Below are 24538 nucleotides of genomic sequence, written 5' to 3'. Positions count from 1 at the left end.
GTTCGACCGACCTGTTACGCGGCGCGCCCGATTTGCGCCTGCGCTTTCTTTCAATGCCGATTCTTTCAATGCCGATGGGGGGCCGTTAAGGCAGCGGCATGAAAGCCGTCATCCTGAGCGCGGGCTATGGTTCGCGATTGTTGCCCCTGACTCTCGAAATCCCGAAATGCCTGGTCCCGGTGCAGGGACGCGAGATCCTGCTGCATCAGCTCGATGCGCTGGCGGCGGCGGGGGTGAGCGAGGCGACGATCGTCGTCGGCTATCGCCATCGACAGATCGAGGAATTCGTCGCCATGCGGCCATTGCCGGTGTCGGTCGACCTGGTGTTCAATCCCTTCTGGGCAGTCGCCAACAGCATCGGCAGCATCTGGGTGGCGCGTGGGCACCTGCTCGACCCGTTCTGCCTGCTTAACGGCGATACCGTGTTCGAGGCCGGAATGCTCGCCGGCGCCCTGGCCCGATCGCCCAGGGGCGTGGGATTGCTGGTCGAGCCGGACACCGGGCCGGAGCTCGACGACATGCGCGTCGAGGTGGCCGCGGGGCAGGTGGTGGCCGTGGCCAAGGACCTCCCAACGGCGCGCACGACGCATCGCTCGCTGGGCGTGGTGGTCAGCAACGGCGCCGGCGACGCCTATCGCCATGCGCTGGAGGAGGTCATTGCGCGCGAAGGCGGGGCGAATTCCTATCATCACGCGGTGGTGGCGCGACTGGCCGAAACCGTCGGGGTCGCCGCGATCGAGCGCGACGCGGGCCACTGGCGCGAGATCGACCGGCCCGAGGATATCGACGCCTGGAACGAGACGCATCGGCAGGGACAAGCGTGAAGCAGGAACGCGTCGCCTTCCTGTTTCTTGGGGAGACGCTGCTGATCCCGCATCTCTACCCGATCGTCGAAGCGCTCGCCGAGCTTGACCCGAATGTGGCGATCGACCTGTGGGTCAGCACGTCGCTGCACGAAACGATGCTGGGCGGCTGGGCTGCGGCGTTGCCGGCACAGGTCCGGGTCCGACGGGCACCGGGATTCCGGCATGTCAGCGCCCGCGACGGCGTCAATCCGGCGTTGCCGCCCAAGCTGCCGATGCTGCTGCGGCTCGCGCCCCGGCTGGTGCGTGTGCCCGTGGTGGTCTGCGCCGAGCAGACCAGCCTCTGGCTGCCGACGCTGCTGCCGCTGCGCGCGCGCTTCGTGAAGACGTCGCACGGCGTTGGGTCGATGAGCGCGCGCGACGATCGCCGGCGCCGCGCGGCATGGCGCACGCTCGTGCCCAGCGAGCGCGAACGCCGGACCTATCTCGACCGCGGCATGGCGCCCGATCGCATCGTCGCTACCGGCTATGTCAAAAGCGGCTTTCGCCAGCGCACGGGCACGGCGCCCGTGTTCGCCGAGCCGCGGCCGGTGATCCTCTACAACCCGCACTGGCAGGCGCATCGTTCGTCCTGGTGGCGTTGGGGGCCCGAGGTGGTGCGACGCGTGCTCGCCGACGGGCGCTGGAACCTGATCTTCGCGCCGCACCAGCGACTGGTGGAGGGCGCGCCCGAGGTTCAGGCGCTGTGCGCCGAACTGGCAGGGCGCGGCGACGTGCTGTGCGACTATGAGAGCTTCGCTGCGGTCGACGGCAGCTACCCGGCGGCTGCGGATATCTATCTCGGCGATACGTCCAGCCAGCTGCTCGAATTCCTGACGACGCCGCGGCCCTGCCTGTTCCTCGATGCGCATGGAGTCAGCTGGGAGGGAGACCCGTCCTACGCGATGTGGGCGTGCGGCGACGTGGTCCCTACGCTCGACGCGCTGCTTCCGGCGCTCGATCAGGCGCCCGCGCGGCATGGCCGCTATGCCGCCGTGCAGGCGGAGCTGGTGGCGGACTCGCTCGGTGACACCAGTGGCGATGCGCCTGCCCGGGCGGCAGGTGAAGTTCTTCGTGCCTTGCGCGGATAGAATGGGCTACGCCTCACTTTCGCCACGCGGACAGCTATCATGGTGGAAATGAACTCAGATTATGCCACGCCGGCGATGGTGTCGGTCGGGGCCAATCCGACATTGCTGTGGGGCATGACCAATGCCGAGCGCGTGCGGCGGATCGCCGTCGCGCGCGGCCTGGCGACGGGCTCGGCGACGGACGGGCCGGCGATCCTCGCCAATCTCGCCTTTGCGTTCGACCCCGCCTGGATCGGCCATCTCATGAGCCGGCCGGGCACCATGGTCACGCGCGATGGCGTGCCGGCGCTGGCCCACGTGACCAGCGTGGATCAGCGGGAACGGGTGATGCTGGCGATGGCCGAGGGGACGCCGCTGGCAGGCGGCGACCTGGAGGAGATCCGCGCCGAATCCGAGCAGGGCATCTTCAACGAAGCGTTGCGCAAGCGCGAGCAGCCCTTCGTCGAACGGCTGGTGCCAGCGTCCGTGCCGGCGATCGAGCGCGCAAGCTATGTCGGCGCGTACAAGGGCGTCACTGACCTGCTGACCAAATATCTCTGGCCCGAATGGGCGTTCGTGCTGACGCGCATCGCCGCGCGCGCGCGCATCACACCCAATCAGGTTACGGCGGCCGGGACCGTGCTGTGCATCATCGCGACCATCGCCTTCTGGTATGGCTGGTTCTGGACGGGGCTCGCGACCGGCCTCGTGTTCATGGTGTTCGACACCGTCGACGGCAAGCTCGCGCGGTGCACCATCACGTCTTCCAAGCTGGGCGATGCGTGGGATCATGGCATCGACCTGGTCCATCCGCCGATCTGGTGGTGGGCCTGGGCCGAAGGGTGCACTGCCTATGGCCGGCCGCTCGAAGCGAGTGTGTTCTGGGCGGTGATCGGGACGATGCTGTTCGGCTATGTCGTGCAGCGCCTGATCGAGGGCGCGTTCATCGTGCGCTTCGGTATGCATATCCATGTCTGGCAACGCTTCGACAGCCGTTTCAGGCTGGTCACGGCGCGGCGCAATCCCAATATGGTGATCCTGTTTTTCCTGCTGCTCGTCGGGCTGCCAGACTGGGGGATCATCGGCGTGGCGATATGGACGGGAGTGTCGCTGATCGTCCACGCGGTTCGCCTGGTACAGGCGATGGTCGCCCGGGCGCGCGGTGAAAGCATCACGAGCTGGCTCGCGTGAGCGAGGCCGAGGCACGCGGGCCCCGCAAGGGGCTGGCGAACGTCGCGCGCAATCTCGGCTGGATGCTCGCCAGCCGCGGCGTGACCGCGCTGCTCTCGCTCGTCTATCTTGCGATCGTCACGCGCACATTGGGCGTCACCAATTTCGGTCGGTTCGCGATCATCACCGGCGCCTCGCAGGTGCTGGCGGTGCTGGTCGGATTCCAGACCTGGCAGATCATCGTGCGCTACGGCACGGCGCATCTGGCGGCAGGCGACAATGATCGGCTCGCGCGGCTTTTCCATGCCAGCGCGGCGCTCGATGCGGCAAGCGCGGTGGTCGGCGCGGCCTTGTCGGCAGTGATCCTCTTCATGTGGGGCGACATGCTCGGGATCGGGCCGACGCTGTGGCGCGCCACCCTGGCCTTCACCATCGTCCAGCTGCTGTCGCTCCGGTCGACTCCGCTTGGTATCCTGCGGCTCCACGACCGCTTCTCGCTCGCCGCCATTGCCGAGAGCACCACGCCGATCGTGCGGCTCGTCGGGGCAGGGTTGATCGCGCTGCTCCACCCCACGCTCCAGGGCTTCCTGGTCGCATGGATGGCGGCCGAGCTGCTGACGGCCGCCGCTTATTGGCTGATGGTGGCGCGGACCGGACGGTTTCGCCCGTTCGGCAGCGTTGGCCGGGGGCTCAAAGCGGTGTTCGCCGACAATCCGGGGATCATCCGCTTCGCCATCACCACCAATGCGAATTCGACGCTCAGCCTGTCGGGCAAGCAGATTCCGCTGCTGCTGGTCGGCGCTTTCGCCGGCACCACCGCGGCGGGCGAGTTCCGCCTCGGCGCGCAGCTCGCCCAGTCGATGACCAAACTCTCGCAAATGCTGACGCGCGCGGCCTTCCCCGAAATCGTCCGGTCGATCGACGCAGGCGGGCTGCGGCGGGTCGGACGCATGCTGGCCCGGTCGGTGGGCGTGGCGAGCATCATCGCGGCGCTGGTGTTCGGGCTGGTGCTGCTGATCGGACGGCCAGTGCTGGGGCTGGTCGGGGGCCCTGCGTACGTCGGGGCCTATCCGATCCTGCTTTGGCTGTCGGCGGCCGGGTGTGTGGATCTGATCACCGTTGGCTTCGAGCCGGTGCTGATGGCGGCGGGTCGCACGGGCCGGGCGTTCCTGATCCGCCTTGCCGCCACCACAGCGCTGGTTGCCGTTACCCTCATGCTCGCGCCGGAACTCGGGGCGGTGGGCATTGCCAGCGCGGTGCTGGTCTATTCGGTCGTGATGGCGCTGTTGTTGGCCCTGCTGCTGGCGCGGACGGTGAACGGCGACACATCGCGCCGGGCGCCCGAGCCACAGCCGGAGCCGCGCTGACGCCATGTGCCTGGAGTCTTGCCGGTGGTGGCGATCAATCTCCGGTACATGCGTCGTTCGTTAGGGGAATGGCTTCACTGCTCGGGAATCGGTTCGTGTCGTTCAAATTTCATCTCCTTGCCCTCGCCACTTTGTCTTCGGCTGTCGCTGCCGCGCCGGCATGGGCGGCCGAATGCGCCGGGGCGCCGGGCGCGGGCAACGTCAAGCTCGAGGTCAGCGCGACCAATGTTCGCAATGGCGCGGGAGAGGTGGCTTTCACCCTTTATCCCGACGACCGCAGCCGCTTCCTCGCGAGCGGCGGCAAGCTGCTGCGGGTGCGCGCGCCTGCGTCGGCACCGGTGACTCGGGCCTGTTTCTGGGTGAGACCCGGCCATTATGCCGTCGCCACCTACCATGACGAAAATGGCGATCACAATTTCAATCGGACGCTGCTTGCGGTAAAGGAGGGCTTCGGCTTCTCCAACGACGCGCCGACGACGCTTGGGCTGCCGGCATTCGCCGCCGTCCGATTCCCGGTGCCGGCCGGAGGCGCCGCGATAACGGTTAAAACCCGTTATAACCGCTAGGGCTACCAGTAAAAAAACTTAAACTAAATCATCATTGAATTGAAACTTTCCAAAATATCCCTAACTCCGTCCGATTGACAGACGGAAGTGCGCTCGTGAACAAAGCTTCGACCCTCCCCACCGGGCCGATCGGGCCGGTCAAGCACGGCCTTGTCGCACGCAGCGATGTGGGGATCGCGGCCAACACGCGGCGCGCGATCCAGCTGCGCGCGCTGCCGCGGATCAAAGAGCAGCCGCGTCGCGTCGGAATCATCAGCAACGTGCACAGCCATCGCAACCGGACCGGTGCGTTGGGATGGGGCGCCGCCAAGGGCAAGGCCTGGGATATCCTCTATCGCGCGCCGCGCACGCTGCCCGATCTTTCGATGGCATTGCTCGATTTTGCCGAAGCGGGCGTCGACCTGCTGATCGTCGATGGCGGTGACGGCACCGTGCGCGACGTGATTACCTGCGCGAGCAGCATCTTCCCGAACGGCCTTCCGCGCGTGGCCGTGGTGCCTTCGGGCAAGACGAACGCGCTGGCGCTCGACCTCGGCATTCCCGCCGACTGGACCATGCACGACGCCCTCGAAGCCGCACGCAACGGCACGATCAGGGAACGCGCACCGATCGAAATATTGCGGCCCGGATCGACCATTCCCGATCTGCGCGGTTTCCTGTTCGGGGCCGGCGCCTTCGTGCTGGCGACCGGCCTTGCGCAGCGCACGCACAAGGCTGGCGCGTTCAACGGGCTCGCCGTTGGCCTCTCGCTTGGCTGGGGTGTTGCGCAGACGCTGTTCGGCCCGCGCGACAATGTCTGGCGCGCCGGCGAGGAAGTCCATGTCAGCGTCTGCGGGCGGGGCGAGACGACGCGGCGCTTCTACATGCTCTTCGGCTCGACGCTGGAGCGGCTGCCGCTCGACCTCAAGCCGTTCGGTGCCTTGAAGGAAGGGCTGAAGATATTGGCCATTGACGCACCGCCAACGAAAATCCTTCGCGCCGTGCCGCAGTTGCTGTCGGGATCAGAGGCTCCCTGGCTGGATGAGGCTGGGTATCATCGCGGCGCATTCGACAGCCTCGACCTCTCGCTCAAGCGCGGCTTCATCCTGGACGGTGAGCTCTACGCCGGCGGCGAGTTGACCGTTCGGCGGGGGGAACCGATCCGCTTTGTCGTGCCGTGAGCCTGGCGCTCCGTGCCTTCGCCGCGGACGAACTCGGCACCAGCGTGCGGCCGGAAATCGCGACGGCCGTGCGCGTCATCGGTGAGCGGCTCGGCGGCGTGGCTGTGCTCTTCTACGGATCCGTGCTGCGTACCGGCGACCTCGACGGGCTGCTCGATTTCTATGTGCTGACCGACCGGCCAGTGCATCGCGGGCTGCGTGGGCTCGCATCGCGGCTTTTATGGCCGGACATCAGTTTCGAGGAAGTTGCGTTCGGCGACCTTCGGGTACGCGCCAAGGTGGCGACGATGCCGCTCGACACATTTCGTCGCGCGGCGGCGGGCGAGTTCATCGATACGACGATCTGGACTCGCTTCGTCCAGCCCAGCGCTTTGGTGTGGAGCAAGGGCGCGGCGGCGCAAACCGTGGTCAATGCCGTCGCCTCCGCGGCCGTGACGGCGGCGCGCTTTGCGGCGGTGCTCGGACCGATGGCCGGGTCGCCCCGTAGCTACTGGAAGGCGCTGTTCCGGCAAACCTATGAAACCGAGCTTCGCGTCGAGAAGCCCGGGCGCGAGGAACAGATCCTCGACTTCGATCCTGGCCGTTATGACAGGCTGCTGCGGCTCGCCTGGGACGCCGGCGGGATCGCGTATCGCGAGAATGGATCGGAATTGCGGCCGGTGGTTTCGGAACGGACCTGTCGTCAGCTTACTCAGGCCTGGCTGGTCCGCCAGCGATGGGGACGTGCGCTCAATGTCGCGCGGCTGATAAAGGCGGCTTTCCTTCTCCAGGGCGCCGCGCGCTATGCCGCGTGGAAGATCCAGCGGCATACCGGCACTCAGATCAAGCTCACGCCCTGGCGCGAGCAGCATCCGCTTCTCGCCACGCCCGCCTTGCTCTGGCAGGTCTGGCGGGCGCGATGAGTTTCAACGCATTGATCCTGGCCGGATCGCGCGGAGGCCGTGATCCGGTGGCGGAGGTTGCCGGTGTCGACGCCAAGGCGCTGATCGTGATCGCTGGCGAAACGATGCTGGCGCGCGTGATCAACGCCGTCCGGGCGGCGGGGGCGGCGCGGATCGTCGTCTCGGCATCGCATCCCGATGTGGTGGCGCAGGCGTTAGCGCTTGGCGCCGAGACGCTGCCGGCCGAGGCGGGGCCCAGCCGGAGCGCGCGTGCGGCGCTGGAACGGCTCGGCACGCCGTTGCTCGTCACCACCGCCGATCATGCGCTGCTCCAGCCCGAATGGATCACGCGCTTCCTGACCGACACGCCTGCCGATGCCGATGTCAGCGCGCTGCTCGCGCGGCGCGACACGATCGAGGCGGCGGTGCCGGACACCCAGCGCACCTATCTGCGCTTCGCCGATGGGGCGTGGTCGGGCTGCAACCTGTTCTGGCTCGCAACGCCGCGAGCGGCCGCGGCGATCGCGCTGTGGGAAGAGGTGGAAGCCGATCGCAAGCGGCCCTGGCGCATCGTGCGGCGGCTCGGCCCCGGCATGTTGCTGCGCTATGCGCTTGGGCGCCTGACGCTGGCCGATGCGCTCGCCCGGCTTGGCGCCGTTGCCGGCGTTCGGGCGAGGGTGGTGGCCAGTCCGTTCGGGCTTGCCGCAGTCGATGTCGACAAGCCGGCCGACCTGGAACTGGTGCAGCGGCTGGTCGCCGAAGGGGTCATCTGACCCCGAACAGCACCGAGGCGGATTGCCGGAACCAGGCGCGGGCGTTGCGACCGAGCACGTTCCGGGAGAGGGGCGATCCGAGCCAGGCCCGAACCGCGGCCCCGCGCCCGGACGCCGGAATGGCGGACCGGCAGGCGAGCAGCCAGAACCAGCTCGTCGCGAAGGCCAGGCTTTCCGGCTCCACATAGCGGCTCTCGAGATTGCGGGCGCGCATCGTGGACAGCCAGTCCTGCGCCCAGGCGAGGAAATCCGGCGGCGGATTGGCCCCTTCGAGGCTGGTCTTGCCCAGCATCGTATGGCGGCGCAGATCCTCCGCGTCGGCCGACATGCCGAGCCGTGCGAGCGGATCGGCATAGATAACCGCCTTGACTTCGCGGATGCGCGCCTGCCGTTGTCGCACCGTCTGGTCCGGATGGAGGCGGCGATCGATTAGTATCTCGGGCAGGTTCGCCAGCTGATGATCTTCGGCGAGCCGGAGGAAGACGTCGAGGTCTTCGCACACGTCGAATTCGGGGCGATAGGGAAAGCGTTTCAGCACTTCGGCGCGGCCCATCACCGAGGATTGCTGAAAGGCGGAGCGAAACAGCAGCCAGGCCGCGATATCGGTGGGCTGGCTCGGGGGAATGCGGACGCCGGATTTGCGCCGCCCGTCCTTGCGGATCTTGCCGGCGGCACAGCCCAGCATCGCCACCGAGGGATGAGATTCCAGAAAGGCGAGCTGGCGCTCGAGCCGGAGCGGGCGGGCGATATCGTCGCTGTCCAGCCAGGCGATGAAGCGGCCGCGCGCTGCCTCCAGACCAGTGTTGCGCGCGTGCGGGATGCCGCGGTTCCGTTCGTGGCGGACGATGCGGATCCGGGGATCGCCGAACGCCTCGACCCGCTTCATTGAATCGTCGGTGGAGCCGTCGTCGACGACGACCAGTTCGAAATCGCGGAAGCTCTGGCCGAGAATGCTGGTGATGGCATCGCCGATCAGGGTCGCGCGATTATAGACCGGGATCAGGACGGAAACCGTCGGCGTCTGAATATGCTGCGTCTGGCCCATATGCTGGCGCTACTGCACTTTGGCTGGAGGACGTCAACATCGAACGCGCCGTGGCACGCGGCTACCAGCCTCAGTCGCCCGATATGACCCCATCATAGGAGATCGCCTTGGCGGCTTCACCGGAGAGGATGAACCCGATCGGCCGCTCCGACTCCTCCTGGAGATGTCCGACCAGCCCGGCGGTGCGCGCCAGCAGGGAGATGCCCTTGAGTGCCGCCAGCGGGAAGCCCGCGTCGAGCATCACGGCCGGGATCGCGCCGTTGACGTTGATCGGCAGCGGACGCCCGATCGCCTCGGGCAGTATGTCACGAATCGCGTAGAGCATCTCGATATGCTTGCCGGCCATGCCTTGCTCGCGGGCGATCTCGATAAGCCGGAGCGCGCGCGGATCGCCGCCGGAATGCTGGGGATGGCCAAAGCCGGGGATCGCCTTGCGCTCGGCCCGCAGCGCCTGCACGCCGCGCAGCCCGGCGTCGGCGGCCGAGCCGGCCTGGTCGTCGGCAACGCATTGGGCAAGAAACCGACCGCACACCTCGGCGCTGCCGAGCACGACGGTGCCGCAGCCGAGCAGGCCGGCGGCAACCGCGCCCTGGAACGCTTCCGGCGCGGCGGCATAGGTCATGCGGGCGGCGATGACGCTCGGCACCAGCCCATGTTCGGCGATCGCGACCAGCACGGCGTCGGCTATGACCCGCTGGCGCTCGCTTGGCTGGGCGCCGGTGACGAGCAGCCAGAAATAGCTGGTGAAGTCGATCCGGCCGATCAGGTCCCGGCAGAGATCATGGCCGCGGACAGTGATGCTTTCCGCGTCGGACGTGCAGATCGCGCTGAATGGGGCATCCTGTTTGCCAATGCGCATTTTTGTATCTCTCCTGCGGGCGATCCGGAATCGCGGCGCCTCATGAACGGCTAATACTTCGCATTTCGAAGTTGCCTTCGTTATTCGAAAACAATATGGGACTGTCAAGACGTCCGACGGCCTGGCTGCCGCCGCGCATCGTATCGGTCCCCGTCGGGGCTGTCGCAAGTCGCCCATAGATCGGGGCCGGGGGAGACGAAATGCCCAATCCGCTGAAGGACGTCACCGTCCTGGAAATGGGAACCTTCATCACGGGGCCGGCGGCAGGGATGCTGCTCGCCGATCTTGGCGCCAATGTGATCAAGGTCGAGCAGCCGGGCGCCGGCGATCCGTTTCGCGCCTTCAAGGGCGGCCTGTATAGCCCGCATTTCCAGACCTATAATCGCAACAAGCGCAGCATCACGCTCGACCCCAAACAGCCGGCCGACCTGGCGGCGCTCGATGCGCTGGTCGCGACGGCCGATGTCTTCATCCAGAATTTCCGGCCGGGCGTCGCCAAGCGGCTGGGGGTTGATGCCGAGCGGCTGCGCGCCCTCAATCCGCGGCTGATCTATTGCTCGATTTCCGGCTTCGGCGCCGACGGCCCCGAGCGCGACCGGCCTGCGTTCGATACGGTGGCGCAGGCAGCGAGCGGTTTCCTGCGCCTGCTGGTCAACCCAGAACACCCCCGGGTCGTCGGGCCGGCGATCGCCGATGCGCTGACCGGCTTCTACGCCGCCTATGGCGTGCTCGGCGCGCTCTACGAGCGCGAGCGGACGGGGCAGGGGCGCCTGGTCGAGACGTCGATGTTCGAATCGATGGCGCATTTCAACCTGGACGATTTCACGCACTTGCTCTCCGCCGGCGAAGTGATGGGGCCGTATAGCCGGCCGCACGTATCGCAATCCTATGTCTTCCAGTGCGCCGATGATCGCTGGATCGCGCTGCACATGTCCTCGCCACCGAAATTCTGGGAGAATCTCGCCGCGGCGGTGGGGCATCCCGAGATGCTCGACCGGCCGGAATTCGCCAGCCGCGACGCGCGGATTGGCAATTACGAAAATCTCATCGGATTCCTCGCGCCGATTTTCCGCGGTGCACCGCGCGATCACTGGGCGGCGAGGCTCGCCTCGCTCGAGGTGCCGCATTCGCCGGTGCTCGATTCGCAGGAAGTGCTGGAGACCGAGCAAGCGAGGCATCTCGGGCTGATGGTCGAGACGGACGGGCCGCATGGCCGCTTCCGCACGATCCGCTCGCCGGTCAGCTATGACGGGGTACATGACGAGAGCGTGATGGCGCCACCGACCCTCGGCCAGCACAACGCCGAGATACTGGGCAGAGATACCGACGCGGCACGCACGCTCGACGCGGCTGAATAGCCTTTGGTTGCGCGATACGCCTGCGCGCGATAGCCCATCGCCGATGGCCGCCAAGGAACCCAAGGACCCCGAATATCTGTCGACGCTCGAGCGGGGCCTTTCCGTCCTGCGGGCGTTCGATCAGGATCATCCCGAAATGCCGCTGAGCGAGGTCGCGGTCGCGACTGGCCTCAGCCCGGCGGTCGCTCGCCGCTGCCTCAATACGCTGGTCAAGCTCGGCTATGTTGCGCAGCATGGCCGGCGGTTCCTGCTGCGGCCCGAAGTGCTGGTGTTCGGATCGGCCTATCTCTCGTCGATGAATATCGAGCAGGTGGCGCTGCCCCAGCTCCAGATCCTGCGCGACGAGACCGGCGACAGCTCGTCGCTTGCGGTGCGATCGGACCAGCATATCCTCTATGTCGCGCATGTTTCGACGAACCGGCACATTCGGCTCGGCGCCAATGTCGGCACGCGGTTCCCGCTGCACGCGACGTCGCTCGGCAAGGTGATGCTGGCATTCGAGACCGACGAGCAGATCGACGACATGCTCTCGCATGCGCCCTTCGCCCGCTTCACTGAGCGGACGGTCATCTCGGCCGAAGCGATGCGCGAGCGGATCGCGCTGATTCGTGAGCGCGGGTATGATTCGGCTCTGGACGAGCTCGATTATGGCATCGTCTCGATCGCGGTGCCGGTGTTCGCGCAGGACCGCACGGCGATCGCGGCGATCAACTGCTCGACCTCGACGACGCGCATCTCGCAGGACGAACTGGTCCGCACCCGCCTGCCGTTGCTGCAGGACGCCGCGCGCGAGATCGAGGCGGCGCTGCGCCGCTGGCCGGTGCTCGCGCACTCGCTTCGGCGCGCCTGATCTCCCTCCCGGTCTGAAGGCTCTCGCGCATCGGGGATTTGCGCGCTTTTCTCCGGATATCGAACTTGACTTCGATAAACGAAGATTATAGTCCGATCAGCGCGGGAAAGGCTGTGCTCATACGAGGCAAAGCAGTCGCTCGCGGACAGACCAGATTCGGGAGGGGATGGTCATGAAATGTGCACCGCAGTCGCGTCGCTTTGCTGCCTTGCTGGGCGCCACCGCCCTGGCCGTCGCCCTGTCGGCGCCCGCCTTGGCGCAGGACACCACCACCGCTCCGGCCGAGCCCCAGACCGTTCCCGAGGAAGCGCCGCAGGGCGGTGACATCATCGTCCGGGGCCTGCGCCGCGACGAAGCGCTGCAGGATACGCCGGCGGCGATCACTGCCTTCACCAGCCAGTCGATCGAGAATGCCGGCATCGAGAAGCCGGCCGATTTCATGGCGCTGACCTCGAACGTGAACCTGGTCGAGACGCAGAACGCCGGCAACGCCTTCGTCATCATTCGCGGCATCACCCAGGCGCGCAATTCCGAGCCGTCGGTCGCCGTCGTGGTCGATGGCGTGCAGCAGGTTAACCCGGCGCAGTTCAACCAGGAACTGTTCGACATCGACCAGATCGAGGTGCTCAAGGGGCCGCAGGGCGGTCTGTACGGGCGCAACGCGATCGGCGGCGCGATCATCATCACCACCAAGCAGCCGACCGATGAGTTCCAGGGCAAGGTGAAGGTCGGGATCGACAATGGCTTCGGCTATTCAGTCCGCGGCGGTATCAGCGGGCCGCTGGCCGAGGGCATCAAGTTCCGCGTGGCGGCGTCCTATGTCGACACCGACGGCTATATCTATAACCCGTATCTCAAGGAGGACGCCGATCCGTATCGCGACTTCGCGATCCGCGGGAGCCTGTTGTTCGACCCCGCACCGGGCCTGAAGATCGATCTGCGCGGTTCAGCGGCGTTCCTGCGCACTCAGGCGCTCTATTTCAACATCGTCTCCGACGTGAACGACACGCATCTGCCGGTGCGGGTCAACAATGCCGGCCAGAACGATCGCGACATGTATAACGGTGCGCTCAAGATCGATTACGATACGGGCGCGGGTACGCTCACCTCGACCACTTCCTATGATGCGCTGACCGAGGTGCTGACCGGCGACGCGTTCAATTTCCTGCCGATCCCGGAATCGCTGTTCTTCGGCATTTTCGGCTTCGATCTGAACCAGAGCCAGTATCTCAACACCAAATCCTGGAGCCAGGAACTGCGCTTCGCCTCGCCGAGCGGCCAGCCGTTCGAGTGGATGGTCGGCGCCTATGCGATCGGCACCAAGCGCTTCATCTCCACCGGCAACATGATAGATACGGGCGCGGGCGTGTTTCCCGTCTATCGCACGCCCAGCACGCGGCCGGACAATGCGCAGTTCAGTTTCCTGTCGGATTCGCAGAAGAATTTCGCGTGGTCCGGGTTCGCCAATGCCACCTACAAATTCTCCGAGCAGTTCCGCGTCGACGCATCGCTCCGCTACGACAAGGATACGCGCAAGAACACGACGCTGACGCCCGCGGGCTTCATGAACGGGCCGGGCCAGCCCAACGGCACTACGGGCGAATTGCGCAAGCGCAGCTTCGACGCCTGGCAGCCCAAGGCGACGCTCACCTGGGAGCCGACGCGCGACCTCACTATTTATGGCGGTTATTCGCGCGGTTTCCGCTCGGGCGGTTTCAACCAGACCGGCGTGGGCGGGGTCGCGCTCGCCAACGGCATCGTCGGCGTCAACGATATCTTCGAGGCGGAAACCGCCGACACGTTCGAGGTCGGGCTGAAGGCGCAACTGCTCGATCGGCGCGTGACGTTCAACGCCAGCGCCTACACCACGACTTCCAAGAACGGTTATTTCTTCGTGTTCCTGGCAGCGAACTCGACGCAGAATCTGGGCAATGTGCCCAAGGTACGCCTTCAGGGCTTCGAGCTGGAGGCCACCGCGCACCCGCTGCCCGGGCTCGATCTCAACGCCGCGCTGGGTGTGACCTATAGCGACATCAAGAAATTCCCCGATCCGACGATCATCGGCAACGAGGCGCCGCTGATCTCGCGCTACACGCTCAACCTGGGCGCGCAGTACAAGAAGGAAATCGGATCGAGCGGGATCTCGCCGCTCGTGCGCATCGACTATCGCCTGATCGGAAAGACCTGGTTCGACGTCCAGAATTCGACCGTGCGCCGCCCCGTCGGGCTGGTCGATGTGCGCGCCGGCCTCGACTCCGGCAGCTGGACGCTGACCGCGTTCGCAACGAACCTGCTCAACAAGAAATACAACGCCGAATTCTCGCCCGGCGGCTTCGTGTTCAAGGCGCGGCCGCGAATCTACGGGCTCGAGGCCGGCTACAAATTCTAGAGGGAAGAAGCATGACCCGCGTCCTGGTGCTCTATTATTCGAGCTACGGCCATATCGAGGCGCTGGCGCGCGCCATTGCCGAAGGGGTGGCCGAAGTGGCGGGCGCCGAAGCCGTGGTGAAGCGCGTGCCCGAACTGGTGCCCGAGGATGTGTGCCGCGCGTCGGGCATCAAGGTCGAGCAGGACGCGCCGTTCGCCGATCCCAGTGAGCTGGGCGATTACGATGCGGTGATCATCGGCACGCCTACCCGCTTCGGCAACATGGCGGCGCAGATGCGCAACTTTCTCGATCAGACCGGCGGGCTGTGGATGAAGGGCGCCCTGGTGGGGAAGGTGGGCAGCGTCTTCACCTCCACCGCGAGCCAGCATGGCGGGCAGGAATCGACGATCCTTTCGAGCCAGGTGACGCTGATGCACCATGGGATGGTGATCGTGGGACTGCCCTATAGCTGGTCGGGAAACGCCCAGATGGCCGAGATCAGTGGGGGGCACGCCCTATGGCATTTCGACGATCGCCGGCCCCGACGGATCGCGCCTGCCGAGCGCGAACGAACTGGAGGGCTCGCGTTTCCAGGGGCGGCATGTCGCGCAGATCGCGGCCAAGCTGGCGCAGTGAACAAATAGCGCTTCGAATAACGAAGATAGTTTCGACAGACGAATTGTGCCGCGGGCGGCGTTTTGATATATTTGGACAGAGTTAACGGCACGTCGGCAAGAGCCGCACCATGCCAGGAAAGGACGGGATAGCATGACTGCCAGACTGCCGGAACGGCTGCATCACACTGCCTATGTCACCAAGGATCTCGAACAGACCCGCGCCTTTTACGAGGATGTGATCGGCCTGCCGCTGCTCGCGACCTGGTGCGAGAAGGATGTGCTGTTCGGAAAAGAGCGGACCTATGCGCACTGCTTCTTCGGCCTTGCGGATGGCAGCGCGCTCGCTTTCTTCCAGTTCGCCGATCCGGCGGACCAGGCCGAATTCGGGCCGCAAATGCCATCTTCGCCGTTTCATCACATCGCGCTGAACGTCGACAAGCAGACTCAGGCCGAGCTTGAAGCTCGGATCGTGGGGGCGGGCTATGAGGAGCCGACGACCTATATTCTCGAACATGGTTATTGCCGGTCCGTCTACATCACCGATCCCAATGGCATGATCGTCGAGTTCACCTGCGACGAACCGGCTGCGGCCGCGCAGGATGCGGCCAACCGGGCCAAGGCGCATGCCGAGCTCAAGCGCTGGCTGGCGGGCGACCACAGCACCAACAACAATTTCCGCCCGCACGAGGAAGCGGCCTGATCCTCCGCCGGCGGCGGAGGGCCAGGTGACACGCGATCTTCCTGAACGCTTCGGCGGTATCGTCGCCGAAGTGCCGGTCCATGGCGGCACGCTTCAGGCCGAAGCGCTCGGCGACGGGCCGCCGGTGCTGCTCGTCCATGGGTGGACGCTCGACCGCCGCGTATGGCGGCCCCAGGTCGAGGCGCTGGCCGCGCGGTTTCGCGTGATCGCCTGGGATCGGCGTGGTTTCGGCCGCTCCACGGCGCCGCCGGATCTGCTGCGCGAGCCGGACGACCTCGCGGCTGTCGCCGATGCCTTTGGGGCGGAGCGTTTCGCGCTGGTCGGCATGTCGCAGGGCGCGCGCGTCGCGCTCGCCTTTGCCGGCCGTCATCCCGAGCGAGTCAGCGCGATTGCGGTGCAGGGGGCGCCGCTGTCCGACGTGGATTCCGGGGACGGAGAGGACGAGGCGGCACCGGGCGCCGAGATGACTCGCCTTGCTGCCGCAGGTGAATTTGCGGCGATGCGGCGGCTCTGGCGCGCCCACCCGCTGCTGGATGTGAATGGCGCTCAGGCCAGTCGCGCGCTCGACGCGATCATCGGCGACTATGCGGCGCGCGATCTGCTCGCGCCCGGCTTACCGCTCGACGTGACCACCGCGGATCTCACGCGCTTGACCATGCCGATCCTCGCCATCACCGGCAGCGACGAGCCGGTGTGGCGGCACAAGGTCGCCGACCGCCTTGCCCGCATGGTCCAGGCGACCCGCCTGGACATCACCGAGGCCGGGCATTTGTGCAATCTCTGCCGGCCCGACTTCTACAATCAGGCGCTGATCGGGTTCCTCCAATCCGCGCTGACGCCGGCCTGACGCCAAGGGAGGATGACGATGCTGCTGCCGACTTCACTCGTGGGTTCCTATCCCCAGCCGGACTGGCTGATCGACCGGGTCAAGCTCGCCGGGCGCTTCCCGCCACGCGTCAGGGCGAAGGAATTGTGGCGCGTGGCGCCCGACTGGCTCGAACAGGCGTGGGACGACGCCACCTTGCTGGCGATTCGCGATCAGGAGCGGGCGGGGCTCGACATCATCACGGACGGGGAGATGCGACGCGAAAGCTATTCGAACCGTTTCGCCACCGCGCTCGACGGCGTCGATCTTGATAATCCGGGCATGGCGCTCGATCGTTCTGGCGAGCCCAATCCGGTGCCGCGTGTGACCGGCCCGATCCGCCGACGTCATGCCGTCGAGGTGCGCGACGTGGAATTCCTGCGGGCGAACACCGACCGGCTGATCAAGATCACCGTGCCGGGTCCCTTCACCATGGCGCAGCAGGCACAGAATGATTTCTACGAGGACGAAGCCGAGATGGCGCTGGATTACGCCGCCGCGGTGAATGCCGAGATCAAGGACCTGTTTTCCGCCGGCGCCGATATCGTCCAGATCGACGAACCCTATATGCAGGCCCGGCCGGACAAGGCGCGCCAATATGGCGTCGCGGCGCTGGAGCGGGCGCTCGCCGGCGTCTATGGGCGCACCGCGCTGCATATCTGCTTCGGCTACGCCGCGCTGATCCACGAACGGCCCGAAGGCTATAACTTCCTCCCCGAACTGGCGCATACCCATATCGGCGAGATTTCGATCGAGACGGCGCAGTCGAGCCTCGATTGCTCGGTGCTGGAGAAGCTGCCTGGCAAGACGATCATCCTGGGCGTGCTCGACCTGTCGACCTACGAGATCGAGACACCCGAACTCGTCGCCGAGCGGATCCGCCGCGCGCTGCCGCATGTGCCCGCCGAACGGCTGATCATCGCGCCCGATTGCGGGCTGAAATATCTCCCGCGCGCGGTCGCCTATGGCAAGATGAAGGCGATGGTCGATGGCGCGAAGCTGGTCCGCGCCGATCTCGCTGTCGGGGTGGCATGATGGCTGACCGGTTTCTGACGACTCATACCGGCAGCCTGCCAAGGCCCGAAGGGCTGAAGCGGATGATGTTCGCGCGCGGCGAGGGAGTTCCCGTTGACGCGGCCGCGCTCGAGGACGCGGTCGACGCCGCGGTGGCGGAGATGGTCGCGCGCCAGGCCGCAGCGGGGATAGACGTGATCGGCGATGGCGAGATGTCGAAGCCGAGCTACGCCACCTATATCCAGGATCGGCTGACCGGCTTTGGCGGGGAGGGGGCGTCCTACGCTTTCCAGGACCTCGACGATTATCCCGGCACCAAGGCGAAGGTGTTCGGCGACACCGGCCGCGCCCGGCGCCGCGCGCTTGCCTGCAACGGCCCGATCAACGTCAAGGACATGGATGCGCCGCGCATCGACGCGGAACGTCTCGTCGCCAAGGCGGGTGGCCGCGCCACTTTCATGAGCGCGGCTTCGCCGGGCGTCACGGCGCTGTTCTTTCCCAACGATCATTATCCCGATCACGAAAGCTATCTCTTCGCCATCGCCGAAGCGCTGCGCCACGAATATGAGACGATCGCCGCGGCCGGGATCACACTCCAGGTCGATTGCCCCGATCTCGCCATGGGGCGGCACGTGCAATATACCGATCTGGACCTGCCGGCGTTCCGCCGGGCGGTCGGCATGCATATCGCCGCGCTCAATCATGCGCTGTCGAATATCCCGGCGGAGCAGCTGCGCATGCATCTGTGCTGGGGCAATTATCCCGGCCCGCATCATCGCGACGTGCCCCTGGCCGACATCATCGACCTGGTGTGGGATGCCAAGCCGGCGACGATCCTGTTCGAAGCCGCCAATCCGCGCCACGCCCATGAATTCACGCTGTTCGAGCAGGTCGGTGTCCCGGAGGGCAAGATCCTGTGCCCGGGGCTGATCGAACCGCAATCGACTTATATCGAGCATCCCGAACTGATCGCACAGCGCATCGGCAAATATGCCGATCTGGTCGGGCGAGAGCGCGTGATCGGCGGCGTCGATTGCGGGTTCAGCATCCATGTCGGCAGCGGCGGGCTCGACCCGGACGTGGTCTGGGCGAAGCTCACGGCGCTGGCGCAGGGCGCGGAGATAGCGAGCGCGCGCTATTGGTAGTGGAGCACTATGCGCGCTTCCACGGATGCCGAGCGGTGGCCGATGATCCGATCCAGGCCGTGGTGGCGAGAAGGCAGTAAGCCCAAGCCGGGTTCCACCCCGCGCGTATGGCCGCGCTCGCGGAATTTCGCTGGACCGGGCTTACGCATGCCGCCTAACTATCTCGAGTATCTTCGAACCAGCCGGGGCCATAAGCAGTGCAAATCGACAAAGCCGACCTCGACCAACTTGCGAAATCATTGACTGGGGCACTGGAGCAGGCGGAACCGGATCATGACAGCCCGGATGTAAGCTCCTTCGTAGTGAAGTTCGTGCTCCATTATATCCGGGGCGAAGCGGTGACGATGCTGCCGCTGGTTCGCCTCCATAACATCCGTGACTGCATCTTCACTGCGGTAGAAGAAGGAATTCCGGGCGACGTAATCGAAACCGGGGTCTGGCGCGGGGGCGGCTGCATCTACATGCGCGCGTGCCTCGATGCGTTGGGTGCCCAGGATCGCACGGTCTGGCTTGCCGATTCCTTCGAAGGCCTGCCAGATCCAGATCCCAGCCGGCAAAAGGAATCCGAGTTCCATCACAGCAAGATGATGCAGGGGCATTATGCCAAATTGGCCGCCAGCTATGAGGAGGTGGTCGGCAATTTCGAACGCTATGGCGCCATGGGGGACAATGTCCGGTTTCTGGTCGGCTGGTTCAAGGACACGCTCCCGACCGCGCCGATCGAGAAGCTCGCCGTGATGCGGCTCGATGGCGATTATTACGAATCCACGATGGACGGGTTGACCGCGCTCTATCCGAAACTGTCGCCAGGCGGCTTTGTCATCATCGACGATTATGGCGAGGATCTGTGGACCGATTGCCGTCAGGCAGTCGACGAGTACCGCGCGGCGAACAACATCGATGCACCGATGACGGCAGTGGACTCTAAATGCGTCTTCTGGCGCAAGCCCCTGTAGAACTTCTGCCGCTACAGCTTTCTACGTCGACGGATTGGCGGCCGCCGCCGAACGGTAGACCGCATCTGTGGGCATTCGTTCGCGATTCAGGTGCCGCTAGAACTGGAAGTAGATGAAGGGCTGGCCGTTCTGGATGTTGAACAATCCCAGGAACAGGACACAGCCCATGGCCACGGCCCAGCCCAACGTGAAGCGGATACGGATGCTCGGCTTTTTGGGCTGAGGATGCGGATCGATGGCGGGGTCGAAATTGGCCATCAGCTGCTGGGTATTGGGCGCGAGCCACGCGACGGCCATGCTGGCGGCGACCAGCAGCAAGTCGATCGAATATACCGGCGGGGTGATGCCCGTCGTGCTGAACCCGATCATTTCGGACAGGATGGTCGCGGAGCGATCGAGGGAACTCGCGCGAAACACGATCTGCGCGACCAGAACGCAGAGATAGACCAACAAGCCGTACAGGAATGTGCGTACGATCCGGGTGAGCCCGGTGGCGTCTGCCAAATTCTTGGGTCCGAATGTCCGCCACGCGTGGTTCGCGGTGATGTAGATCCCGTGCAGCGCCCCATAGACAATGAACTGCAGGCCCGCGCCATGCCAGATGCCGGCGAGTATCATCGTAATCCAGGTCGGCAGTGCGATCAGCTCGAGAAAGCCAAGGACTGACTGCGACGCCCGCTTGGACGTGCTGAGTCCCCGCCGGGCACGGCGCCGGACCAGCGCGAGTGCTACCGGATTATAGACATAGGTCGTCAGGAAGCGCGTGAGCGTGATATGCCAACGCTGCCAGAAATCGATGATGCTGACTGCCTTGTAGGGCGAATTGAAATTCACCGGGAACTTGATGCCGAACATGCGGGCGAGCCCGATCGCCATGTCGGAATATCCCGAGAAGTCGAAATAAAGCTGCATCGAATAAGCCAGCGCACCGACCCAGGCCGTGGTGAAGCCGGTCGAGCCATCGAACATGCGTTCGGCGATCCCCGACACATTATCTGCAATGATGGTTTTCTTGGCCAGGCCGATCGTAAAGATCGTCAGCCCGATCGCCATCTCATAGGGCTGGAAATGGTAGTTTCTGTCCTCTTCGAACTGCGGCATCAGTTCGCGGTGATGCACGATCGGGCCGGCGATCAGGTGCGGGAAGAAGGTGACGAACAGAAAATAGTTGGTTGGCGTGTATTTCCCCCTGAGGCCCTGGCTCGAATCGACCAGGAAGGCGATCTGGGTGAAGGTAAAAAACGATATGCCGATCGGCAGCGCGTCGGACGCCGGAATCAGCCCCCCGGCATCGAAGAAGAGCAGCACCGCGAGCAGATATTTATAATAGACGATGGCCGCGAGGTTGACGGTGACGCCGAGGGCCAGGAGCACCCCGCTGCTCCTCTCCTGTTGAGCACGCGCGATAATCGCCTGTCCGACCAGATAGTTGAACCCAATCGAGATCAATAGCACTGGAATCCAGCGCAGCTCCCACCACCCATAGAAGATAATCGAGGCGAGGCAGAGCCACAGCTTCGCCCAGTGATGGCCAAGGCGCGACAGCAGCCAGAAGCCGAGCAATGTCGTGGGCAGGAAGCCGAAAATGAAGATGAAGGAGCTGAAGACCATTTAGGGTCGCCGCGCTGCGCGAACTTGGTCAGCGATGAAGGCCGCGAGACGCTGTCGGCCCGCTGCGTTGAGGTGAGGGCAGGCACACCATTGCTGAATGAATTCCGCCTGCCGGAATTTTGCCGAAAGGTCGATCGTGTTTATGCGCTGCGCCGATAGGTCGGCAGCCAGGCGCCGTTCCCCGGCTTCGACGCGCGCCCGCCAGCCGGCATCGAAGCGCCCGATCAAATCGACATTTGCCGGCAGCAGCACGACGTGCAGGCGCTTCCCGCGCGCCTTCAGGTCGGCGTCCAGGCGCGCGACCAGCGGTACCAGCGCGCTGTTATGCCCGGTTGCGACGTAATTTTGCCAGTAATAGGCGCGCGTGAACGCCATGTTGTGGCTGATACCTTCAGGGCATGTTTCCAGACTGCGTTCGCGACCTAGTTCGGTGGCTGTAAGTGTCTGATAATCGCCATATTCCCGGTTTTCGAAGCGAAACCCCTGAAAATGCCGCGGCAGCTGATTGCTGAGGCCCTGCCACAGTTCACCGATGTTGGCCGCCGCCGCGCCGTTGAACGAGGGCGCCAGGGCCCGATACATCAGGAGCTTGCGGTATGGCGGAACCAGCGACTCGTCAGCACTGACGAAGCTGATCGGCAGGACTACGTCCGTTACTGACGGCGCCCGCCCGCTGAGGCCGGCCAGATTGATTCCGTCGCTTAGCCCCTGTCCGCCACTCGAGAGATTGACGACTTTGTCGCCGGTTGCGGTCGCCAGCATCTCCGCCACGGTGCGGCGGTCATTGTCGCATTTCGAATAGGCGTCGATCGTGGACGGCCCGGTCACCGCGATGCTCGCATCGGTCGAATGGACCTTGCGTAGCTGACGAACGTCCAGGCTTCTCGGATACGGCGTCGCAAGGAGCAGGAGCGCAACCGCGAGCAGCACCATCGTGAAGCCGCGAGCACCCAGACCTCGGCCCAGGAAGCGAAGCCACGCCGGGCGAGCTCTCGTCATGATCAGCTTTTTGCGTCGAGCTTCTGTGCGATCAATGCGACGAAGTCCCCGACATTCTTCAGTTGCTCGACCTGAGCATTGCTGATCTTTATCCCGAAGCGCATCTCGACCGAAACAACGATATTGATATGATTGGCGGAATCCCAATCCTTGATATCAGCGGCAGTCGTTTCGGGCGTCAGTTCGATGTCGTCATCATCGAGGATGTCGCGGAATATCGCAGTCAAGCGCTCCAGGATTTCATGGTCAGTCACGCTTCAACCCTATGTTAGTTTCCAACGGATTGTAGTCGGCCAGGTCGAGCGACCAGCGTGACGTACCCCCGGATTCGCCGATAAGCGAGAAACCGAGATCGGCATAGAGCTGTTTTACCATTCCGTTCCGTTCGCTTGGGATATATTCCCCCACGATCCGGGAAGCGCCGGCCTGGTTGGCGGCCTCGACCAGCACATTGAGAGTGGCGTGTTCGACGCGCCGGCCGAGGACGCGGCAACTCATCAGCCAGGTATCGATCGTCAGCGTCTCGCGGGCGTCGTCGAGCAGCCCGATGACGACTGCAATCAGGCCATTGTCGCCGAAACGGTCCGATAGCCTGAAACGCCGGGTTATCGCTGCCGGGTCGTCGATGAGCCTCGCAACGGCCGGCTCGAGATAGCGCTGGGTCCTTAGATTGAATTGGTTGGTCTTGTTGATGAGCTGGACGATGCGGGGGAGTTCAGCCGCGGTGAACGGGCCGGGATCGAGCTGCATGTCGAGCGCGGCCAGATAGCTGTCGAGATCGGTCTCCTCGGCCAGCAGCGACTGGCGCTGGCGGTTGGAGCGATATTGTTCGGTCTTGGCGAGGTCTTCGCCGGTCAGCGACGCACTTTCGAACCAGCCGCTGTCTGCGATGGCCTGGGCAAATTCGGCGGGCTCCTCGGAAAGCTCAGGCACGTGCACCTGCGGCAGATCGCGACGCACGAGTTCCCGCTCGAACGGGTTGTCGTCGACGAAGACCAGCGCATCCAGGCCGATGTTGAGCTCATCGGCGATGCGGCGCAGGTTGGTCGCCTTGTCAGCCCAGTTCGCGACGAAGCTGGAGAAATCGTCAGCCCGCAGCAGCATGTCCGGATGCTGTTCGAAGGGCGTCAGCGCGACGGCATGATCGTTCTTCGAGCAGACCGCGAGAATGATACCGCGCCGCGCCAGCAGCTTCGCATAGCGTTGGAGCGAGAGATGACCCTCGCCGGCGGCAGACCCTTGGCCAATGGCGATGCCTTCCAGGCCGTCATCGCCGATCACGCCGCCCCACAAGGTGTTGTCGAGGTCCAGCACGAGGCACTTGGCCGAGCGGCCAAGCCTCGCCGCGATCACCCGTGCGACGATGTCGCCGAACAGAGGCGTGATCGCAGGATGAATTTCCTGCTTGCTGCGATGCCAGAGGGCGGGGGAGTGCCAGGCGGCCAGGCCGTGGCGCTGAGTCCAGTGCGGCAGGTCGATCAGATCCACCCCGTCCTCGGCGGCGGCCAGACGCACCTGCTGCTGGAACGACGCGATCAGCGACGCCGGCGCGCCGGGGAGGCGAGGTTCATTCTCACCCAGCAGGCGCTCGAACGGATTGAACGGCAGTTGCTGGATAATATGGGAGTCGAAGGCGCCCCGGGCGCGTTGCCACTGCTCCCGCAACAGCGCGATCGCATTGGCCACGTCAGCGGCTGCCTTCTTGGGGTCGTCGACCGGCCCGGCATCCGTGCCGAACAGGGAATAGGGATCATTGGCGAACAATATCGTGGTCGGGGCGAAGGCATGCAGCTGCGAATCCGGCCGGGCGATTTCCTGAAACACCTGTCCGAAGGCCGGCTCGTACAGATTTATGGCCAAATTTCGCCCCAGGCCCGCCGCACGAATCGCCGGTGCGAGATGACTGGTGGTGGACGTGCTGAGCAACGCCAGCCGAACCGGCTGGAAGCCGTCCGGAACGGGCCCTTCAAGGGAGGCGATGACCTTTTCGATGGTGCGGCCGAGGCGGGTTATGCCTGCGAAGTCGTGATTCTGGTTGCCAAGTGTCCGGAGCGCCCGAAGCTGCGGGTGGCCTGGCTCGAGCGCAAGTGCCTGGCGGATGTCCGCGACGAGATCGCCTCCCTTGGGAAGCCAGTGTCGGTGCATCGAACCTCCATGCGAATCTGGTCAACTCGGCAGCGGCGTGCGCCTCGTCGCGTGCAGCGCACTCCTGCCGCGCGCTAATAGGCAGAGCCTCCGGTTGCTGGCAAGCGGCGCCGGGGAGCGACGATTCAACACGATTGTTCGGAAACACCCCCAATGTTAAGCGCCCGTGCCGGGGGG

The 24538-nt window shown here is 65.1% G+C and carries 23 protein-coding genes and 1 pseudogene; 18 read left to right on the top strand and 6 right to left on the bottom strand.

Annotated features, from left to right (window positions below):
* Nucleotides 1–98 precede the first annotated feature (98 nt).
* From U1769_RS21005 to U1769_RS20970, 8 genes are all read left to right on the top strand, one after another.
* Nucleotides 99–824: a phosphocholine cytidylyltransferase family protein gene (locus U1769_RS21005; RefSeq protein ID WP_332719977.1), complete on the top strand. Its 726-nt coding sequence runs from the start codon at nucleotides 99–101 to the stop codon at nucleotides 822–824.
* Entirely contained in the window at nucleotides 821–1933 is a 1113-nt protein-coding gene (locus tag U1769_RS21000) for a CDP-glycerol glycerophosphotransferase family protein (RefSeq protein ID WP_332719976.1), read from the top strand. The genes U1769_RS21005 and U1769_RS21000 overlap by 4 nt, the downstream gene beginning before the upstream one ends.
* Before the next feature lie 48 nt (nucleotides 1934–1981).
* Nucleotides 1982–3103, top strand: coding sequence for a CDP-alcohol phosphatidyltransferase family protein (locus U1769_RS20995; RefSeq protein WP_443030439.1), 1122 nt, complete (start codon nucleotides 1982–1984; stop codon nucleotides 3101–3103).
* Entirely contained in the window at nucleotides 3100–4449 is a 1350-nt protein-coding gene (locus U1769_RS20990) for a lipopolysaccharide biosynthesis protein (RefSeq protein ID WP_332719974.1), read from the top strand. Before U1769_RS20995 ends, U1769_RS20990 begins: the two co-directional genes overlap by 4 nt.
* 95 nt (nucleotides 4450–4544) lie before the next feature.
* Nucleotides 4545–5015, top strand: coding sequence for a DUF2141 domain-containing protein (locus U1769_RS20985; RefSeq protein ID WP_332719973.1), 471 nt, complete (start codon nucleotides 4545–4547; stop codon nucleotides 5013–5015).
* Nucleotides 5016–5110: 95 nt separating this feature from the next.
* Nucleotides 5111–6175, top strand: coding sequence for a diacylglycerol/lipid kinase family protein (locus U1769_RS20980; RefSeq protein WP_332719972.1), 1065 nt, complete (start codon nucleotides 5111–5113; stop codon nucleotides 6173–6175).
* Nucleotides 6172–7077 (top strand): hypothetical protein, encoded by a 906-nt coding sequence (locus U1769_RS20975; protein WP_332719971.1) that lies wholly within the window; start codon nucleotides 6172–6174, stop codon nucleotides 7075–7077. The genes U1769_RS20980 and U1769_RS20975 overlap by 4 nt, the downstream gene beginning before the upstream one ends.
* Nucleotides 7074–7829, top strand: a complete 756-nt coding sequence (locus U1769_RS20970; protein WP_332719970.1) for a nucleotidyltransferase family protein — start codon at nucleotides 7074–7076, stop codon at nucleotides 7827–7829. Before U1769_RS20975 ends, U1769_RS20970 begins: the two co-directional genes overlap by 4 nt.
* Here U1769_RS20970 and U1769_RS20965 read toward each other — a convergent pair.
* Nucleotides 7822–8874: a glycosyltransferase family 2 protein gene (locus tag U1769_RS20965; protein WP_332719969.1), complete on the bottom strand. Its 1053-nt coding sequence runs from the start codon at nucleotides 8872–8874 to the stop codon at nucleotides 7822–7824. The genes U1769_RS20970 and U1769_RS20965 overlap by 8 nt on opposite strands.
* A gap of 70 nt (nucleotides 8875–8944) precedes the next feature.
* A complete protein-coding gene (locus U1769_RS20960) occupies nucleotides 8945–9733 on the bottom strand; it encodes a citryl-CoA lyase (protein ID WP_332719968.1) in 789 nt (262 codons plus the stop codon).
* 200 nt (nucleotides 9734–9933) lie between these two features.
* On the opposite strand from U1769_RS20960, the gene U1769_RS20955 reads away from it, so the two are divergent.
* From U1769_RS20955 to U1769_RS20915, 9 genes and pseudogenes are all read left to right on the top strand, one after another.
* Nucleotides 9934–11091: a CaiB/BaiF CoA transferase family protein gene (locus U1769_RS20955; RefSeq protein ID WP_332719967.1), complete on the top strand. Its 1158-nt coding sequence runs from the start codon at nucleotides 9934–9936 to the stop codon at nucleotides 11089–11091.
* Nucleotides 11092–11134: 43 nt separating this feature from the next.
* Nucleotides 11135–11941 (top strand): IclR family transcriptional regulator, encoded by an 807-nt coding sequence (locus U1769_RS20950; protein WP_332719966.1) that lies wholly within the window; start codon nucleotides 11135–11137, stop codon nucleotides 11939–11941.
* A 172-nt stretch (nucleotides 11942–12113) separates the two neighbouring features.
* Nucleotides 12114–14330: a TonB-dependent receptor gene (locus U1769_RS20945; RefSeq protein WP_332719965.1), complete on the top strand. Its 2217-nt coding sequence runs from the start codon at nucleotides 12114–12116 to the stop codon at nucleotides 14328–14330.
* 11 nt (nucleotides 14331–14341) lie between these two features.
* Nucleotides 14342–14945: pseudogene (wrbA, locus tag U1769_RS20940) on the top strand (NAD(P)H:quinone oxidoreductase).
* A gap of 132 nt (nucleotides 14946–15077) precedes the next feature.
* Nucleotides 15078–15626: a VOC family protein gene (locus U1769_RS20935; protein ID WP_332719964.1), complete on the top strand. Its 549-nt coding sequence runs from the start codon at nucleotides 15078–15080 to the stop codon at nucleotides 15624–15626.
* Between the two features lie 25 nt (nucleotides 15627–15651).
* Nucleotides 15652–16473, top strand: coding sequence for an alpha/beta fold hydrolase (locus U1769_RS20930; protein ID WP_332719963.1), 822 nt, complete (start codon nucleotides 15652–15654; stop codon nucleotides 16471–16473).
* An 18-nt stretch (nucleotides 16474–16491) separates the two neighbouring features.
* On the top strand, nucleotides 16492–17526 hold the full coding sequence (locus U1769_RS20925; protein WP_332719962.1) for a uroporphyrinogen decarboxylase family protein: 1035 nt from the start codon (nucleotides 16492–16494) through the stop codon (nucleotides 17524–17526).
* The gene (locus U1769_RS20920; protein ID WP_332719961.1) at nucleotides 17526–18650 is read left to right on the top strand and encodes a cobalamin-independent methionine synthase II family protein; all 1125 of its coding nucleotides are present in this window, start codon (nucleotides 17526–17528) and stop codon (nucleotides 18648–18650) included. Before U1769_RS20925 ends, U1769_RS20920 begins: the two co-directional genes overlap by 1 nt.
* Before the next feature lie 239 nt (nucleotides 18651–18889).
* Nucleotides 18890–19606: a TylF/MycF/NovP-related O-methyltransferase gene (locus U1769_RS20915; protein ID WP_332719960.1), complete on the top strand. Its 717-nt coding sequence runs from the start codon at nucleotides 18890–18892 to the stop codon at nucleotides 19604–19606.
* A 96-nt stretch (nucleotides 19607–19702) separates the two neighbouring features.
* On the opposite strand, the gene U1769_RS20910 is transcribed toward U1769_RS20915, so the two are convergent.
* The 4 genes from U1769_RS20910 to U1769_RS20895 all read right to left on the bottom strand — a co-directional run bounded on the left by U1769_RS20910 (nucleotide 19703) and on the right by U1769_RS20895 (nucleotide 23902).
* Entirely contained in the window at nucleotides 19703–21217 is a 1515-nt protein-coding gene (locus U1769_RS20910; RefSeq protein ID WP_332719959.1) for an MBOAT family O-acyltransferase, read from the bottom strand.
* Nucleotides 21218–22150: an alginate O-acetyltransferase AlgX-related protein gene (locus U1769_RS20905; RefSeq protein ID WP_332719958.1), complete on the bottom strand. Its 933-nt coding sequence runs from the start codon at nucleotides 22148–22150 to the stop codon at nucleotides 21218–21220.
* A gap of 68 nt (nucleotides 22151–22218) precedes the next feature.
* Nucleotides 22219–22470 (bottom strand): acyl carrier protein, encoded by a 252-nt coding sequence (locus U1769_RS20900; RefSeq protein ID WP_332719957.1) that lies wholly within the window; start codon nucleotides 22468–22470, stop codon nucleotides 22219–22221.
* Nucleotides 22463–23902: an HAD-IIIC family phosphatase gene (locus U1769_RS20895; protein ID WP_332719956.1), complete on the bottom strand. Its 1440-nt coding sequence runs from the start codon at nucleotides 23900–23902 to the stop codon at nucleotides 22463–22465. The genes U1769_RS20900 and U1769_RS20895 overlap by 8 nt, the downstream gene beginning before the upstream one ends.
* A 99-nt stretch (nucleotides 23903–24001) precedes the next feature.
* Here U1769_RS20895 and U1769_RS20890 point away from each other — a divergent pair, with 99 nt between their 5' ends.
* Nucleotides 24002–24439 carry a hypothetical protein gene (locus U1769_RS20890; RefSeq protein WP_332719955.1) on the top strand — a complete coding sequence of 146 codons (438 nt, stop codon included), beginning with the start codon at nucleotides 24002–24004 and terminating at the stop codon, nucleotides 24437–24439.
* Nucleotides 24440–24538: the final 99 nt, after the last annotated feature.

The sequence above is a fragment of the Parasphingomonas zepuensis genome, assembly GCF_036663735.1.
Taxonomy (GTDB): domain Bacteria; phylum Pseudomonadota; class Alphaproteobacteria; order Sphingomonadales; family Sphingomonadaceae; genus Sphingomonas.
This window is presented reverse-complemented; position numbering and strand designations above follow the sequence as displayed.

Bases quoted from the DNA above. Each gene is read 5' to 3' on its own strand.
- U1769_RS21005 (WP_332719977.1), top strand. From the start codon at position 99: ATGAAAGCCGTCATCCTGAGCGCGGGCTATGGTTCGCGATTGTTGCCC.
- U1769_RS20995 (WP_443030439.1), top strand. From the start codon at position 1,982: ATGAACTCAGATTATGCCACGCCGGCGATGGTGTCGGTCGGGGCCAAT.
- U1769_RS20970 (WP_332719970.1), top strand. From the start codon at position 7,074: ATGAGTTTCAACGCATTGATCCTGGCCGGATCGCGCGGAGGCCGTGAT.
- U1769_RS20965 (WP_332719969.1), bottom strand. From the start codon at position 8,874: ATGGGCCAGACGCAGCATATTCAGACGCCGACGGTTTCCGTCCTGATC.
- U1769_RS20960 (WP_332719968.1), bottom strand. From the start codon at position 9,733: ATGCGCATTGGCAAACAGGATGCCCCATTCAGCGCGATCTGCACGTCC.
- U1769_RS20955 (WP_332719967.1), top strand. From the start codon at position 9,934: ATGCCCAATCCGCTGAAGGACGTCACCGTCCTGGAAATGGGAACCTTC.
- U1769_RS20950 (WP_332719966.1), top strand. From the start codon at position 11,135: ATGGCCGCCAAGGAACCCAAGGACCCCGAATATCTGTCGACGCTCGAG.
- U1769_RS20945 (WP_332719965.1), top strand. From the start codon at position 12,114: ATGAAATGTGCACCGCAGTCGCGTCGCTTTGCTGCCTTGCTGGGCGCC.
- U1769_RS20935 (WP_332719964.1), top strand. From the start codon at position 15,078: ATGACTGCCAGACTGCCGGAACGGCTGCATCACACTGCCTATGTCACC.
- U1769_RS20925 (WP_332719962.1), top strand. From the start codon at position 16,492: ATGCTGCTGCCGACTTCACTCGTGGGTTCCTATCCCCAGCCGGACTGG.
- U1769_RS20920 (WP_332719961.1), top strand. From the start codon at position 17,526: ATGGCTGACCGGTTTCTGACGACTCATACCGGCAGCCTGCCAAGGCCC.
- U1769_RS20910 (WP_332719959.1), bottom strand. From the start codon at position 21,217: ATGGTCTTCAGCTCCTTCATCTTCATTTTCGGCTTCCTGCCCACGACA.
- U1769_RS20905 (WP_332719958.1), bottom strand. From the start codon at position 22,150: ATGGTGCTGCTCGCGGTTGCGCTCCTGCTCCTTGCGACGCCGTATCCG.
- U1769_RS20890 (WP_332719955.1), top strand. From the start codon at position 24,002: ATGCAGCTGCGAATCCGGCCGGGCGATTTCCTGAAACACCTGTCCGAA.